Here is a 14,956-nt window from a genome sequence, read left to right as displayed (position 1 = left end):
AGGAAGACCACTTTTACGACACTCCATAATACGTGATGTCCAAAGATTTATTTTTTCTTGACTGGTCTTTCTCAATAAGAGTACCTCCTTATTTCAAATAGAGTTAGAGTAAAAGACTCCAAAACAATGAATGTCTTGGAGTAATTATCTCATTAATAAGGAAGTATGGAAATATACTCAGTTATTAACCGCTTACTAACAAGCCAATAAAAATATCTTCTGGGCTAGGACATCGGTTCTAGCCTTTATTTTTGTATAAAAAAAGAAGTAGACCGGAGAAGCTACTTCTTTTAGTGTTAGGGACCTTGTAATTTTAGGGGAGTTACATGGTGTATCCATAAATATTACCGTAACGAACAAGTAATATTTATGGATATATAATAACATTTAAATACAAAAAGAGTCAATATTTGATGTTATATTATAAAATATTATAGTTAATTCACAACGATTCATAGAAATGCATCTGATAAAGTGATATAATATTTAATGTAAGGGGTTATTTAGGGGAATAAATACAGGAAAAAGATACTACATTTAAAGGGGATTAAATGAGTATCTTTTTTCTTTACACAAAAATAGGAGCAGACTAATCTACTCCTAAGTTATTCTACATGGGGACGTGTAGAACTGGTTGTATTACAACGATATAAATTATAATACTATGACATGTGTAAAGTAAATGTATTTTAAGCAGTAAAAAAAAGTAGCCCGTAGGCTACCTTTTAATTTAGTGAGATTTATTTTCAAAAAAGAATATCTATAAATAATATAGCATAATGTAGAGTTTAGAGCAACAAAAAAGCAGTATGTCGTTATGGGAACATACCACTTTTTTAGACCTGTCACTCAGTTACAAACAACTTGCATAAATAATATAGCATAGTGAAAAAATGAATGCAAGCTATTCGTTTAGCAATAAAAAGCAGCATGCTATGAGAGTAACATACTGCCTTTTTTTACCATGCATTTTAGAAAAAACCAACAAAATAATTATATCTAGATAGAACTTACATGTCAAATAAATAATATCGCTTAAGAATTAGTATTGCAATATGTTGAATTAAGGTTTAACTAGGGTTATAGTTGGTAATCACAATGGGGTCATTATAAGCAAAGGTGTGGGAGATGCCCACACTTTTTTTCGCCACTTTTGCCGAAAACGTATATCAAATCAATCTGTAGGTACTATGGTTATATTTATGATAAGTACAGAATTATCAGTATGTTTTACTCAAAAATCAGTGTATGATTGGTGTATGGGGTATGGTACACTATAAACCTTGATAGTCAATGGATAGATGCATTTTTAGAGTTGTTTTGAGTATATATATATTTATTTTTTATAAAGTATATATATAAAGATAGCAAAATCGGGCTTAATCATACATAAAGGTACATTATATATGATAAAAGTTGAATTAAAGTATAAATATTTAGTATAATTCTCATAAATATAGTTAAGGAGTTTGAGTAATGAGTTTATTTGATTTATTAAAAGAAAATGTAGATACAATCAAGAAAAAGTTAGCTGGAATAGCTCCATCTACAACTATCCCAGAGTCTGAAAAGAAATATTATCAACCAGATTCATATTATAAAACAAAGATCTTTGAAGGGACTATGCTAGTAAAAGAAGTTATTCCATTTGAAAGAAGAAAAGAGACGTCTATTCCTTCAAGAAATGGTTTATATGTACCTGAAATTCTAATGCTTCACTTTTGCCATAAATACCCTAACCCTAAAAGAGGTTATCCAGGATATTGGTGGTTTAAGTACGGAATTCGAGATGTAGGTTCAGTATTTAAATCGCTCGAAGAACGTGGGTTTATTACTTTGAATGACTCTACCCAAAAATATGTACTTACTGATTTTGGAAAAATAGAACTAGAAGAGAATGAGTATGTTCCTTATATGCATCGTCATAGTACATATACCAATTTTACTGTATGGGATTTAAATCTTATGTTAGGTGCTGGGGATAAGAGTAACTATATGGAAGTTATCAATAAACGTAATACTGAACTTATTAAAGCCAACAATACTAATAACGAAGAATTTATGGTAGATTTAAAAGAGATTAATCCAACTATGCATAAAAAACTGGAAGAACAAGATGTACAGCTTAGCTTAATTAAAGAAGCTGAGGCAAAGTATGAATATGATAAGAACTTAGATACCTTGATTGAATTTTGGGAGGGTATATGGGCTAATGGAGGATTAAAGTTTAATGGTTCTCGTTGGACATTTAGGCTACCTGATTTATATATTAAGGCGAAGCAATACACGAATGCCCTAGACTTGGTTTATAAAATCAAAAATACTAAAGATGTATATCCTGATAAATCTGATAGATATATAGAAAAAATCGAGAAATATATTTTAAAATCTAAAGAAAGAGATAGATATGAATTGATTGCATCAGAAAATATAGTAAATGACGGAGGAGAAGCAGAGACTTATGAGAATGAATTAATTAATCGATTTGGATATTATGAAAATATGACATGTCCGAACTGCGATACACAATTAGAAAAAGTACCTAAGCAAAGGGGGAAATGTCCATGCTGTAAAGAGCCTATTTATGTAGTGAAGAGTTATATTGAAGCAGATAAATCTATGCTATTGAATCAGCATGAAAAGGAAGCCTTGAAAAAGTATAGAGAGACATTTTTTTACTTTAAAAGATTAAGTATTAATCTACATAGCTTAGGGATTACAAAAAATGATTATGAGAAAGTAAAAGAAAAATTGGGAAGTAAATTTTCTTATAGAGATGTAGTTTGGAATCTTATGAACACCAAGTCATTAGAGGAGTTTCATAATAAAAAATTAGGCTTGCATAGAAATGTACATCAACAGATGGGGCAATTTCTTGAAGATGAAAATAATTATAAAGCTGCATTGCAACAATATCTTTATATTACCTATTTAGATGTAAATGGATGTAGTAATCGTGATAAAATATACCCTTTATCTAGGTGTTTTGAAATCTCAACAGGATTGGTTGCACCAGGAATACTAAAAGCTATAGTGAAGTGTATGGAAAAGTGTGACATGAATATAGACAACCTTAGAGAAGAGTTTATGGAGTTGGAGAAAAGGAACTTACCAACACCTATAACTGTTGGTCAATCATGGAATAGATTTCAGAGGGAGTATAATAAACTATATTGTGAAAAATAAGTATTTTATATAGGTTAAAGTTAACTAATGGGAAATAGAAAATCCCCTACTAAAGTAAGTAAGGGACTTATCGGTGCCCTATTTGACATTTTGGAGAACCTAAATGCTTAACAATGATGGCACCTGTTGTATTTGATGAAGCAGGCATTAATCTTTGCCGTGTCTTCGCAATAGATGATTTATTAGACGTATGTGAACGCCCATCAAATCGTACAACCGATATTCTTTTTGATGGCCTGACAAAATGTGATCTTGAAAATGCAAATACGATTCAATTGCACGTTGTTGACATCGACTTTAATTTTATATGTCCAGAAACCTGTAGATTTTCAGAAATTAGACCAAGCAAGAACACACCTAACTTATCAAGAGTTGTTTTAAGAGACATCGATGTAACTTTATCAGTAAGCATCATGGATAGTACCTGTAGAGTATGTAAAGAAGGTATGCTAACTTTAAGATACCTTCCTAGCGAAAACTGCCCAGGTTTTTCAGAAGAAACGAATCCAAGTAATATTGCATTTGATTTATATACACCATATGGTATTTCTTATGCACCAGAGAATCCAGCAGGCTGTAACAAACTTGTTCCAACAATTAATTTTATCGGCCTAGTAGAAGGACAGCATTGTCAAAACTGTGATTGCCCAGAAGTATGCCATGACTTCCATGAATTTGAAGCAAACAATAGTTTACGTCAAGGTATTTCTGCTCAAGCACTTGCAAAAGTTATTGCAAAAGATGATGAATGTATGGCAGTTGGTATTACACTTTACTTCAAAGCTATTTACTTCGTACAATATAAGTTCCAACATGAAGGTCTTGTAGTACCACCAAAATTCTTAGCAGCTAGCAACACTGAAGAAAGCAGTTGTAAGATATTCTGTGAAGGCGATCTTCTCGAGCCTTGTATTCAACCACTTGATGTAGCTGAAAGACCAAAATGTTTCCAAAATGCTTGTAACTGTAATAAAAAATGCTAGATAAAAATAAAAGGGGCTGCCTAGGCAGCCCCTTTTAGAGTATTTAAATTTTTTGTCTACGTGATCTAAATAAAAGTGGTAAAAGTGCAGCCATAATGATAGCGCCTGCAATAACACCTGAAAGCTGAAAAGTGAGTAAGGCATATTCTAAAGCTTTTGTGTACTGAGAGAAGAGCAGAGCATACATAGTACGGTATAAGCCAATTCCAGGAACCAGTGGAATAATTCCAGGAATAAGAAATACAGTAACAGGTGCTTTTTTATATTTAGCTAGAAAATAAGAGCCTTGAGCAACAAGATAAGCACCTAAAAAGGTGGATAATACAGGTGAATAGTTCTGCATCGTTCCTATAATGTAAATCGCCCATCCACAAGCCCCCATAATACCGCAAGCTATAAGGTGTTTTTTCTGCACATTAAAAAGAACAGAAAAGAAAATAGTAGCAAAGAAAGCACTAATGGTATGAATAAAAAGATAAGCCATTATAAAGCACCTCCTAAATAAAGCCCCACACTCATAGGAATACCAACGCCTGCAGCAATGGCTACGGCAATAAACACAGCTTCTGCAAGACGTGACATGCCAGAGAGTAGTTCATCTCCGATAGTATCACGAATACCATTAGTAAAAGCAAGCCCAGGAACAAGAGGCATAATACTACCAATGACGATGGCTTCTAGATCCAGTATAGGATCGACACATAAGCTAAGCAGAACCATAATACTCCCTATAAAAAGTGATACCATAAAAAGTACAAGATAATTAACAATTTCCTTTGATTTTAGATGAGATTGAACCATACAGGCACCAAAACCAATGAAAAATGCAAAGATAAATTCAAAGGGTCCACCGTTAAACATAAGAGAAAAAAAGGCAGAGCTAAAAGCTGTTGCCAAAGCTATGGTTCTCTTAGAATAAGCAGGTGTATGGTCTATCTCTTTTAAGGTTGCTACAGCTTCTTCTAAAGAGAGTTTCTCTTCTACATAATTACGAGAAAGCTGATTAATCAATTCAATTTTATCCATTCTAGTACTACGATTCTTAATACGTGTAAGCGTAGTAGAATTAGGAATTTCTTTGTTTTTTATTGTTGCCATAACGACGGTTGGTGTAACAAATGTATCGACTTTATCGAAATTGTGATGGGATAAAATACGGCATATAGTATCTTCTACACGGTAAGTTTCAGCCCCACTTTTTAGCATGATTTCACCAAGGTTTACAGCAAAAGCTAGAACAGCTTCATAGTCCTTTATACAATCCATAATACGCCTCGCTTGGTCAAAAAATATTCAACATAAGTATACAACGTTTAGAAGGAAAGTGTAAAGGGATTGTAGAATTATTCATTCTAAATGCTTGTAATATACAGAAAAGTAGTGTTAATATAAAATTATTGTGTATATTTAAACAATAAGACTAGGGGGATAATATGAAAAAATTAATGCTTGGCAATGAAGCTATTGCAAGAGGAGTTTATGAAGCAGGTGCTACAGTAGCTTCTGCTTACCCAGGGACACCAAGTACTGAGATTACAGAATGTATTGCGAAATATGATGGGATTTATGCAGAGTGGTCACCTAATGAGAAAGTGGCTATGGAAGTTGCTATAGGAAGTGCTATAGGTGGTGCCCGTTCAGTTGTATCGATGAAGCATGTAGGTCTTAATGTGGCAGCTGATCCACTTTTTACAGTGGCCTATACAGGTGTGAACGCAGGGCTTACTATATTTGTAGCAGATGACCCAGGTATGCATAGCTCACAAAATGAGCAAGATACTAGAATTCTTGCACGTGCAGCTCAGGTTCCTGTTTTAGAGCCAGCAGACAGCATGGAATGCAAAGAGTTTGTTAAAAAAGCTATGTGTATCAGTGAGACTTATGATACACCTGTTATTGTAAGGCTTACAACACGAGTTTCACATTCTCAGGGGATTGTAGAAGTCTGTGAACCAGAGGCATTTAAGCTTAAATCTTATGTAAAAAATATCAAAAAGTATGTTATGACACCAGGGAATGCTAAAGGACGTCATGTGGTTGTAGAAGAACGCATGCAAAAACTTGCAAAAGATATAAAAGAGCTTGGCCTTTATAAGGAAGAGCTTACAGATAGTAAAATAGGGATTATTACAAGTGGTATTTGCTATCAATATGTTAAAGAAAGTGGTGTTCGTGCTAATATTCTTAAATTAGATATGGTGAATCCGCTACCAGAAGACCTTATTAAAGATTTTGCTAAGAAGGTAGAAAAAGTTTATATAGTAGAAGAACTTGAACCTGCTATTGAGGAGCAGGTAAGAAGTATGGGTATTGATGCTGTAGGAAAGAGCTTTTTCGGAAGACAAGGTGAAATTACAGTCAGAAAGATTAGAGAAGTATTAGGTTATGAGGTAGATGAAGTAAAAGGAGCTAAAGAGCTACCAATACGTCCACCAGTATTATGCCCAGGTTGTCCACATAGAGGTGTTTATACTGTTCTTAAGAAATTAAATCTTACAGTGACGGGGGATATTGGATGTTATACATTAGGTTCATCTCTGCCACATGCTGCTATGGACACATGTATCTGTATGGGAGCAAGTATTGGTATGAGTCATGGTTTTGAAAAAGCACGTGGCAAGGAAGCTATGAAAAAGACAGTAGCTATTATAGGGGATTCTACATTCATTCATTCAGGTATTACAGGTCTTATTAATGTGGTTTATAATCAAGGCATTTCAACAGTGATTATTGCTGATAATTCTACAACAGGTATGACAGGACATCAAAATCACCCAGCTACAGGGAAGACCCTTAAAGGGGAGATTACTGCAGCACTTAATCTTGAAGAGCTTGTTAAAGCAGTAGGAATTTCAAATGTGCGTACAGTAAATGCCTATGATATGAAGGCGGTAGAAGCAGCACTAAAAGAAGAAACAGCAAAAGAAGCACCTTCTGTCATCATTACAAAGGCACCGTGTAAATTATTGATTAAAGAAAAATGGGATGCTTATAGAATAGATGAAGATAAATGTATTAACTGTGGCATCTGTAGTAAGTTAGGTTGTCCAGCTTTAGCTAAAGGTAAAGTAGTGACTGAAATTAATGATGCACTTTGTGCCGGATGTGGCTTATGTGCAGCTATCTGTCCAAAAGATGCTATTTCAAAGGGGGAGAATTAGGATGACTAAAAATATACTTATTGTAGGAGTAGGCGGACAAGGAACACTTCTTACTGGAAGAATCATAGGCAATTATGCTATGATGAAAGGGCAAGATGTAAAAATGTCAGAAGTACATGGTATGGCACAACGTGGTGGAAGTGTGCTTATGCAGGTTAAATATGGAGATAAAGTCCATTCTCCATTAGTAGAACCAGGTGAAGCTGACATCATCTTTGCTTTTGAAAAGTTAGAAGCTCTACGATACATACACTATCTTAAAGAAGATGGTGTAATCATTGCTAATACACAACGTATTGATCCAATGCCAGTTGTAATGGGTATGGCTGAGTATCCTGAAGATGTAGAAACGCAGATAAAAAGTGTGAATGATAAAGCGTGTCTTATAGATGCTCTTTCTATTGCTAAAGAGATTGGTAATGTGCGAGTTGTAAATATGATTATGATTGGTGCTTATGCAGCTTATGTTGGCGACACGCTAGAGGAATGGGAACATATTGTAGAAGTGACTGTACCTAAACATACCATTCAAATGAATAAAGAAGCATTAAAAAGAGGATATAAAGCGTACCTAGAAAAATAATCCTATTAAGAGAAAGCAGGTGATTTTGTGTACGAATTAGAAGAAGTAAGAAAAGTAGACAGAGAAATCGCGGATTTAATTGAAGAAGAGACTAAAAGACAGCAAAGTAAGATAGAACTTATTGCTTCAGAAAACTTTGTAAGCAAAGCTGTTATGGCAGCTATGGGAAGTACCTTAACAAACAAATATGCAGAGGGGTATCCAGGTAAACGTTACTATGGAGGCTGTGAAGTTGTCGATAAGATTGAAGACTTAGCAAGAGAGCGTGCAAAAGAGCTTTTTGGTGCAGACCATGCCAATGTACAGCCAAACTCTGGTTCACAAGCTAACCAGGCTGTGTTTTTTGCAGTCCTTAAGCCAGGAGATACTGTAATGGGAATGAACTTAAGTCATGGAGGACATCTCACACACGGTAGCCCAGTCAATATTTCAGGTAAACATTATAATATTGTATCTTATGAAGTAGATAAGGAAACAGGGCTTATTGACTATGAGTGTGTACGTAGTAAGGCATTAGAGCATAGGCCTAAAATGATTATTGCGGGTGCGAGTGCCTATGCACGTGCCATTGATTTTAAGAAGTTTAAAGAAATTGCAGATGAAGTGGGTGCGTACCTTATGGTAGATATGGCTCATATTGCAGGACTTATTGCTGCTGGGCTTCACCCATCTCCAGTACCTTATGCAGACTTTGTTACAACGACTACACATAAGACACTTAGAGGCCCTAGAGGTGGTATGATTCTTTGTAAAGAGGAGCATGCAAAGGCTATTGATAAAGCTATCTTCCCAGGTATTCAGGGGGGACCGCTTATGCATGTTATTGCAGGAAAGGCTGTATGCTTTAAAGAAGCTCTTACGGAGGAATTTAATACTTATCAGAAACAAGTCATAGAGAATGCTAAAGCATTATGTAATGCACTTATAGATAGAGGCTTCACTATTGTTTCTGGTGGTACAGATAATCATCTTATGAATGTAGACCTTCGTAATAAACAGATTACAGGAAAAGATGCGGAGCATCTTCTAGATGAAATTGGTATTACTTGCAATAAAAATACTATTCCTTTTGACCCAGAAAGTCCATTTGTAACAAGTGGTATTAGACTGGGTACACCTGCTGTAACGACTAGAGGTATGAAAGAAGAAGATATGACTGAGATTGCAGAGATTATGTCTTTAGCACTTTCAAATTTTGAAGAGAATAAGGTGCAGTGTAAAGAGCGTGTAGCAACACTTTTAGAGAAATATCCATTATACTAAAAACTGCCATTTTATAGAATGAACTTATACCTGATGATAGTGTACTATCATCAGGTATTTTTTTCCTATACCATTCATATAAATAAAAGGACAAAGCGTCATCTATATTTCATAAAAATTTTGGAATTATAGAGGAATTTTTATAAGATTCGTAGAAAATAGAAGGTAAGCACCAAACTTAATCGAATTCTATAGGAGGTATGTCTATGAATGTGTATGAAACAAAGAAGATTCGTAACATTGCGCTATTAGGACACGGAGGATGCGGTAAGACTACACTCACAGAAGCTATGCTTTATACAGCAGGAGGCAAGTCAAGATTCGGAAGAGTCGAAAACGGTAATACATCAAGTGACTTTGATCAAGAGGAGATTAAAAGAAAAATTTCAATTCGTACATCTCTTATTCCTGTAGAATGGAAAAATCATAAGATTAATGTGCTAGATACCCCAGGATACTTTGATTTTGTAGGAAATGTAAAAGAAGCTGTAAGTGCCTGTGATGCAGCTATTATTGTTATGAAAGCATCAAGCGGAATCGAGGTTGGAACTGAAAAGGCATGGGAAATCTGCGAAGAGGCAAAATTGCCTCGTATGCTTTATATCACAGAAATGGATGCCCCTAATGTAGATATTGAAGCTATATTAGATGATTGTAAGGCTAAGTTTGGTTCGAGTATTGCCCCCATGCAGGTGCCTTGGTATGACGGCGAAAAATATATAGGATATATCCATGCAGTTAAAATGGTAGCCAGAAGATTTGAAGGCGATAAAGTTATTGAATGCGATATCCCCGAAGGCTATGAAGAAAAACTTGAACATGTAAGAACTATGATTCTAGAAGCTGTTGCAGAAACAGATGAAGACCTCATGGAAAAGTACTTTGCAGAAGAAGAAATTACAGTAGAAGAAATTGAAAAAGCGCTTAAAGTAGGTGTAGCAGCAGGAGATATTGTCCCTGTACTTTGTGGCAATTCAGTAGATAGAGCAGGCATCCGTACCCTGATGGATAATATTATTAGATGCTTCCCATCACCTGATGAAGCAGTAGAGCCATGTGATATGGAAAATAAAACAGGTCTTTTCATATTTAAGACAATGGTAGATCCATTCATTGGAAAATTCTCCTTATTTAAAGTAAGAAGTGGTGAGGTAAACCGAGATGATTCGCTTCTTAACGTACGTACAGGAGAGGTTGAAAAATTATCTCATATCTATGTGCTACAAGGTAAGGAGCAGATGGAAGTAGAAAAGCTGTATGCAGGAGATATTGGCGCGGTATCTAAGCTGCGCAATACGAATACCTGTGATACACTTAGAGACAAAGATGCGAATATTGAATATGAACCTATTGATTTTGATAAACCTTATGTACAAATGGCTATCTTCCCACTTGGCAAGGGCGATGAGGAAAAGATGTCTCTTGCTCTTACAAAACTTATGGCTGAAGATAAGACTTTCTATACAGAGTATGATAAAGAAACACATGAAACCGTTATTTATGGCATTGGTGAGCAGCAATTAGATGTTGTTGTCAATATGCTTCAAGATAAATTTAAAGTAGGTGTGCGTCTTGCTCCACCTACAACACGTTACCGTGAAACCATTAAAGGTAAGATGCAAGTACGTGGTAAACACAAGAAACAATCTGGAGGACATGGTCAGTATGGTGATGTGGTAATGGAATTTGAACCATCAGGTGATCTTGATATGCCATATGTATTTGAAGAGAAAATATTTGGTGGATCCGTACCTAAACAATACTTCCCAGCAGTTGAAAAAGGACTTGAAGAATGTATTCATAGAGGTGTACTTGCAGGCTATCCTGTAGTAGGGCTTAAAGCTGTCTTATTAGATGGTTCTTACCACCCAGTAGATTCTTCTGAAATGGCCTTTAAGATGGCAACAACTATTGCCTTTAAAGAAGGTGTGGTTAAAGCAAAACCAACTATTTTAGAGCCTATTGCTCATGTTGAAATTAGTGTACCAGATGAATATACAGGTGATATTATGGGCGATATGAAAAAACGCCGTGGTCGCCTTATTGGCATGGAATTACAGCAGAGGAAACAACTTATTATTGCTGAAGTGCCAATGTCTGAGATTTATCGTTATGCGACGGATCTTCGTTCTATGACACAAGGCAGAGGGACTGTAGAATACTACTTTGAACGTTATGAAGAAGCACCAAGTGACGTTCAACAAAAAGTGATTGATGCAAGAAAAGAGCTTGCTTAGTGCAAAGGAGCCGCTAATGTAGCGGCTCCTTTTTAATTTTAGTTATTCTTTAAAAACACATCATTATTCCGTAATTATTCCATTATTATTAGATATTTATTATATATCATGTGTACTATAGCGTAATAAATCTAATAGATATTAGGAGGAATAAAATGAAAGTAAAATATTTAGGGATAGTGATGGCAGGTATTCTTGTAGTGGGGAGCTTCTCGGTTTTTGCACAAGAAGTTAGCCTCAATACTCAAGTCAATAGGTTAGGCGTTGAGGAGATAACAGGAGTATATGAACAAAATAAAAACACACAAATCGCAGCCAATGATGAAGCTTATGATGTAATGAAGAAGATGATGGAACAACAAGTGGCAGCAGGGAATCTTACACAAGAACAGGCTAAGGACATGATTGATTACTGCTTAGAACGTATGGAAAATACTAATAGAAGTAATAGAGGATTTGGATGTCATTAATCCTAAAAAAGTCAGTGGATACTGACTTTTTTTAATACTTCTACCTATAGTTGAAAAGTTCTCAACGAATGAGTTATTCGTATATTAAAAATAACTGATATAATTTAATTAGGATCAGTGCTGATTACTTTATGTTTAGGAGTAATACCTATGAATATTAAACTAGGCGAAAAAATTAAATCTTTACGTAAGCAGAAAAATATTTCTCAAGAAATACTTGCCAGATATCTTGGTGTTTCATTTCAAGCAGTATCTAAATGGGAGAATGATACAGCTATGCCTGATGTGACCTTAATACCTGCAATAGCTTCGTTTTTTGAGGTATCAACAGATGAACTTTTTGATTTTAATCTCTATGAAATTGAGAAAAACATTGATGATATTGTTACAAAATCAGGGGAATATTACTACTGCGACCCTGCAATGTGTGAAAAAATATTACGTGAAGGATTGAAGAAATATCCCGGAAATGATGTACTACTTAACTGCATAATTGGTGTTCTACCTATACCTGAAAGAAGCTTGGAGATTATAGATACGTGTAAGGCACTAATTGAATGTACAAAACATGATGATATTAAATATGATGCATGCCGTATTATGGCAGAAGCATATAAATCTATAGGAGAATACAGCCTTGCTAAGGCAGCAATAAACAAGATTCCTGAAATTTATTTTACTAAATTAGAAGTTGCTGCTCTGTTACTTGATGGGGAAGATATGTACGAACCAGCTCATAGGCAAAAAAACTTAGCTGCAGATGTGCTTATAGAAATGCTGATGAGACTTTCAGATTACTACACTGAAAAAGGAGAAAAGGAAAAGTCAAAAGTTCAATTAATTATTGCTAAAAAGGTGATAGATGCTTTTAAGGATGATTTTACTGCTGAATTTTTTAAGAATACTTTTTATCAAAACAATAAGGATGTACTAAAAGATATTGAGGCAAAACTTAATAATTAAGTCAACATAAGTGGGTTTAAATTTAGCCCACTTGTTTTTTAGTCTTCTTAAATGATTATGTAAAGTATAAAAGTTCCTATAACTATTAATAAAAAAGAAACTCACATGAGACTTCAATCGTGAAAATACATGTGAGTTTACTTATGAGAATTTATGAGAAAAATGCAGATGTTAGAAAAGATAAGAAGAAGAGTAAAATAGATACGCCACATGCAATAAGCGTAATGATGAAAGAAACAAAACCTGCGCGGTTCCAGGTTTCTTGCACAGCTAAAAAGTCTTCTACATTATTAAACTTTCCACTTTTCCAAGCCCATTCATTACCTTTTGCGCCACACACAAACACCCAGATAAAATTGAAGAATGGAATAAGACAAAGAAGCGGCAAGTAGTTATAATTCCCAATCCCCCAAAATAGACTAAAAGTAAAGGCACCCCAGTTCCACTTCTTGATTTCAGGAGGCACGGAGCTTGTCGTATAAGCAGTTTGGGGGTGGAAGGTATTTGAGTGTGTATTGGGATAAGATACATAATCAGCAGAATTAGAAGATTCTACTGGACGTTCGGTAGTTGGCGCCTCTGGTTTCATAGGTTCTTCTATACTGATAAACACACCGCAGTTAGGACAGAAAGCCTCATGTCCCTGAAGGGGAGCATTACATTTTGAACAGTTCATATTGATTTCTCCTTTCAACATTGCCTTAATCAATTTAATAATAGTAAAAGCCCATTAAATAGGCAAAAAGCATTCCATATAGAATAAAGATGAGGATGGTACCAATAAGACCTATAATAAATTTGGCAAGACCACCGCGGTTCCATGTGTTTTGAATCATTAAAAACTTTTCTATATCATTTACACTATAGTTTCCACTTTTCCAAGCCCATTCATTACCTTTAAATCCACATACAAATATCCAGATTAAATTGAAATACGGAATCAAGCAAAGAAGTGGTAAATAAGTCTTATTTCCAATTCCCCAGAAGATATTAAAAGTAAAAGCACCCCAGTTCCATTTTTTGACTTCAGAAGGTACGAGTGTTATATCAGAATAAGTTTGTTTGATGCCTTCATAAGTAATAGCTTGTCCGCAGTTTGGACAATAAGCTTCGCCTTTAAGTGGGCCGTGGCAAATTGGACATTTCATAAAAGTCCTCCCCCTTTTATTAAAATAGATAGAAAAATAATAAGATTAGTATATTATACTTTATATTGAAATACAAACGAATTAGAGATTAAAATAGGGAGCGGAACATTTCACTAAAACGTTGTATATATATGAATTAAGAGACCAAATGATAGGATGTGAAAAAGATGGAGATAGATACACTAGATTACTTAAGAGACATTAATATGGTCTCCATCATACTAAGATTAAGCTTAGCCATGATTTTTGGAGGCATTATTGGTTTTGATAGAGGTAAAAAGAAAAGACCAGCAGGTTTTAGAACCCACATACTTGTATGTATAGGTTCAGCCTTAGCTATGATTACTAACCAATATATTGTACAAGTAATGGGAATGGGGGGAGATCCTACAAGACTAGGTGCACAGGTAATTAGTGGCATAGGCTTTTTAGGAGCAGGAACTATTCTTGTTACAGGTAGGCAACAGGTCAAAGGTCTTACAACAGCAGCGGGTCTTTGGGCATCTGCATGTATGGGCCTAGCTCTAGGTATAGGTTTCTATGAGGGCGCTATTATAGGATGTGTCTTTATTTTTGGAGGTATGACCATCTTGCACCGTATTGATGACTATATGTTATCTAAGTCAAAGATAGTAGAACTTTATATAGAACTAGAAGCGATTCAAAATATTAATGAAGTTGTAACACTTCTTAGAGAGAACCAAATTGAGACAACTTATATTGAAATTACTAAGTCGGAAAATAATGGCACAAGAGAAGCAGGTGTATTTCTGACAGTGAAACAACACCAAAAGAAAGTTCATGCAGAACTTATTAGTATGATTAGTGGTTTGCCAGTAGTAAAATATGTAGAAGAAGTATAAATAATTAGTTTTAGACGTTGATTTTCCAAAAACTATATGATAGAATTGCTTTGACATAATACAAATTAATATGAATATTATAATAAGCAAGGAAGCGAA

The 14,956-nt window shown here is 34.9% G+C and carries 13 protein-coding genes and 1 other annotated feature (1 of these 14 cut by a window edge); of the genes, 9 read left to right on the top strand and 4 right to left on the bottom strand.

The genetic code is table 11. From position 1 onward, the window contains the following. Positions 1–1,476: 1,476 nt before the first annotated feature. A complete protein-coding gene (locus tag H8718_RS13835; protein WP_249333333.1) occupies positions 1,477–3,186 on the top strand; it encodes a hypothetical protein in 1,710 nt (569 codons plus the stop codon). A 113-nt stretch (positions 3,187–3,299) separates the two neighbouring features. Beyond that, positions 3,300–4,169 carry a hypothetical protein gene (locus tag H8718_RS13830; RefSeq protein ID WP_249333332.1) on the top strand — a complete coding sequence of 290 codons (870 nt, stop codon included), beginning with the start codon at positions 3,300–3,302 and terminating at the stop codon, positions 4,167–4,169. 43 nt (positions 4,170–4,212) lie between these two features. On the opposite strand, the gene H8718_RS13825 is transcribed toward H8718_RS13830, so the two are convergent. Both H8718_RS13825 and H8718_RS13820 read right to left on the bottom strand, forming a co-directional pair. Then, positions 4,213–4,653: a threonine/serine exporter family protein gene (locus H8718_RS13825; RefSeq protein WP_177668512.1), complete on the bottom strand. Its 441-nt coding sequence runs from the start codon at positions 4,651–4,653 to the stop codon at positions 4,213–4,215. Beyond that, complete coding sequence (locus tag H8718_RS13820) at positions 4,653–5,435, bottom strand: threonine/serine exporter family protein (protein WP_177668510.1); 783 nt, start codon at positions 5,433–5,435, stop codon at positions 4,653–4,655. The genes H8718_RS13825 and H8718_RS13820 overlap by 1 nt, the downstream gene beginning before the upstream one ends. Before the next feature lie 167 nt (positions 5,436–5,602). Here H8718_RS13820 and iorA point away from each other — a divergent pair, with 167 nt between their 5' ends. From iorA to H8718_RS13790, 6 genes are all read left to right on the top strand, one after another. Next, on the top strand, positions 5,603–7,330 hold the full coding sequence (iorA, locus tag H8718_RS13815; RefSeq protein ID WP_249333331.1) for an indolepyruvate ferredoxin oxidoreductase subunit alpha: 1,728 nt from the start codon (positions 5,603–5,605) through the stop codon (positions 7,328–7,330). Between the two features lies 1 nt (position 7,331). Next, positions 7,332–7,913: an indolepyruvate oxidoreductase subunit beta gene (locus tag H8718_RS13810; RefSeq protein ID WP_249333330.1), complete on the top strand. Its 582-nt coding sequence runs from the start codon at positions 7,332–7,334 to the stop codon at positions 7,911–7,913. 27 nt (positions 7,914–7,940) lie between these two features. Then, entirely contained in the window at positions 7,941–9,176 is a 1,236-nt protein-coding gene (locus tag H8718_RS13805) for a serine hydroxymethyltransferase (RefSeq protein WP_249333329.1), read from the top strand. Between the two features lie 206 nt (positions 9,177–9,382). After that, positions 9,383–11,413 (top strand): elongation factor G, encoded by a 2,031-nt coding sequence (locus H8718_RS13800; RefSeq protein ID WP_249333328.1) that lies wholly within the window; start codon positions 9,383–9,385, stop codon positions 11,411–11,413. Between the two features lie 155 nt (positions 11,414–11,568). Beyond that, a complete protein-coding gene (locus H8718_RS13795; RefSeq protein ID WP_249333327.1) occupies positions 11,569–11,883 on the top strand; it encodes a hypothetical protein in 315 nt (104 codons plus the stop codon). A 150-nt stretch (positions 11,884–12,033) separates the two neighbouring features. Then, entirely contained in the window at positions 12,034–12,846 is an 813-nt protein-coding gene (locus H8718_RS13790; RefSeq protein ID WP_249333326.1) for a helix-turn-helix domain-containing protein, read from the top strand. A gap of 151 nt (positions 12,847–12,997) precedes the next feature. Here H8718_RS13790 and H8718_RS13785 read toward each other — a convergent pair whose 3' ends face one another. Both H8718_RS13785 and H8718_RS13780 read right to left on the bottom strand, forming a co-directional pair. Next, positions 12,998–13,522 (bottom strand): hypothetical protein, encoded by a 525-nt coding sequence (locus H8718_RS13785; protein WP_249333325.1) that lies wholly within the window; start codon positions 13,520–13,522, stop codon positions 12,998–13,000. Positions 13,523–13,556: 34 nt separating this feature from the next. After that, complete coding sequence (locus H8718_RS13780; protein ID WP_249333324.1) at positions 13,557–13,994, bottom strand: ribonuclease G; 438 nt, start codon at positions 13,992–13,994, stop codon at positions 13,557–13,559. A gap of 167 nt (positions 13,995–14,161) precedes the next feature. On the opposite strand from H8718_RS13780, the gene H8718_RS13775 reads away from it, so the two are divergent. Next, complete coding sequence (locus tag H8718_RS13775; protein WP_249333323.1) at positions 14,162–14,857, top strand: MgtC/SapB family protein; 696 nt, start codon at positions 14,162–14,164, stop codon at positions 14,855–14,857. 80 nt (positions 14,858–14,937) lie between these two features. Continuing rightward, positions 14,938–14,956: a binding site (T-box leader), on the top strand (it continues 193 nt past the right edge of the window).

The sequence above is a fragment of the Zhenhengia yiwuensis genome, assembly GCF_014384995.1.
Taxonomy (GTDB): domain Bacteria; phylum Bacillota; class Clostridia; order Lachnospirales; family Cellulosilyticaceae; genus Zhenhengia; species Zhenhengia yiwuensis.
This window is presented reverse-complemented; position numbering and strand designations above follow the sequence as displayed.

Excerpts from the sequence above, each read along its gene's own strand:
- H8718_RS13835 (WP_249333333.1), top strand. The coding sequence starts at position 1,477 with ATGAGTTTATTTGATTTATTAAAAGAAAATGTAGATACAATCAAGAAA.
- H8718_RS13830 (WP_249333332.1), top strand. The coding sequence starts at position 3,300 with ATGATGGCACCTGTTGTATTTGATGAAGCAGGCATTAATCTTTGCCGT.
- H8718_RS13825 (WP_177668512.1), bottom strand. The coding sequence starts at position 4,653 with ATGGCTTATCTTTTTATTCATACCATTAGTGCTTTCTTTGCTACTATT.
- H8718_RS13820 (WP_177668510.1), bottom strand. The coding sequence starts at position 5,435 with ATGGATTGTATAAAGGACTATGAAGCTGTTCTAGCTTTTGCTGTAAAC.
- iorA (WP_249333331.1), top strand. The coding sequence starts at position 5,603 with ATGAAAAAATTAATGCTTGGCAATGAAGCTATTGCAAGAGGAGTTTAT.
- H8718_RS13810 (WP_249333330.1), top strand. The coding sequence starts at position 7,332 with ATGACTAAAAATATACTTATTGTAGGAGTAGGCGGACAAGGAACACTT.
- H8718_RS13800 (WP_249333328.1), top strand. The coding sequence starts at position 9,383 with ATGAATGTGTATGAAACAAAGAAGATTCGTAACATTGCGCTATTAGGA.
- H8718_RS13795 (WP_249333327.1), top strand. The coding sequence starts at position 11,569 with ATGAAAGTAAAATATTTAGGGATAGTGATGGCAGGTATTCTTGTAGTG.
- H8718_RS13790 (WP_249333326.1), top strand. The coding sequence starts at position 12,034 with ATGAATATTAAACTAGGCGAAAAAATTAAATCTTTACGTAAGCAGAAA.
- H8718_RS13785 (WP_249333325.1), bottom strand. The coding sequence starts at position 13,522 with ATGAACTGTTCAAAATGTAATGCTCCCCTTCAGGGACATGAGGCTTTC.
- H8718_RS13780 (WP_249333324.1), bottom strand. The coding sequence starts at position 13,994 with ATGAAATGTCCAATTTGCCACGGCCCACTTAAAGGCGAAGCTTATTGT.
- H8718_RS13775 (WP_249333323.1), top strand. The coding sequence starts at position 14,162 with ATGGAGATAGATACACTAGATTACTTAAGAGACATTAATATGGTCTCC.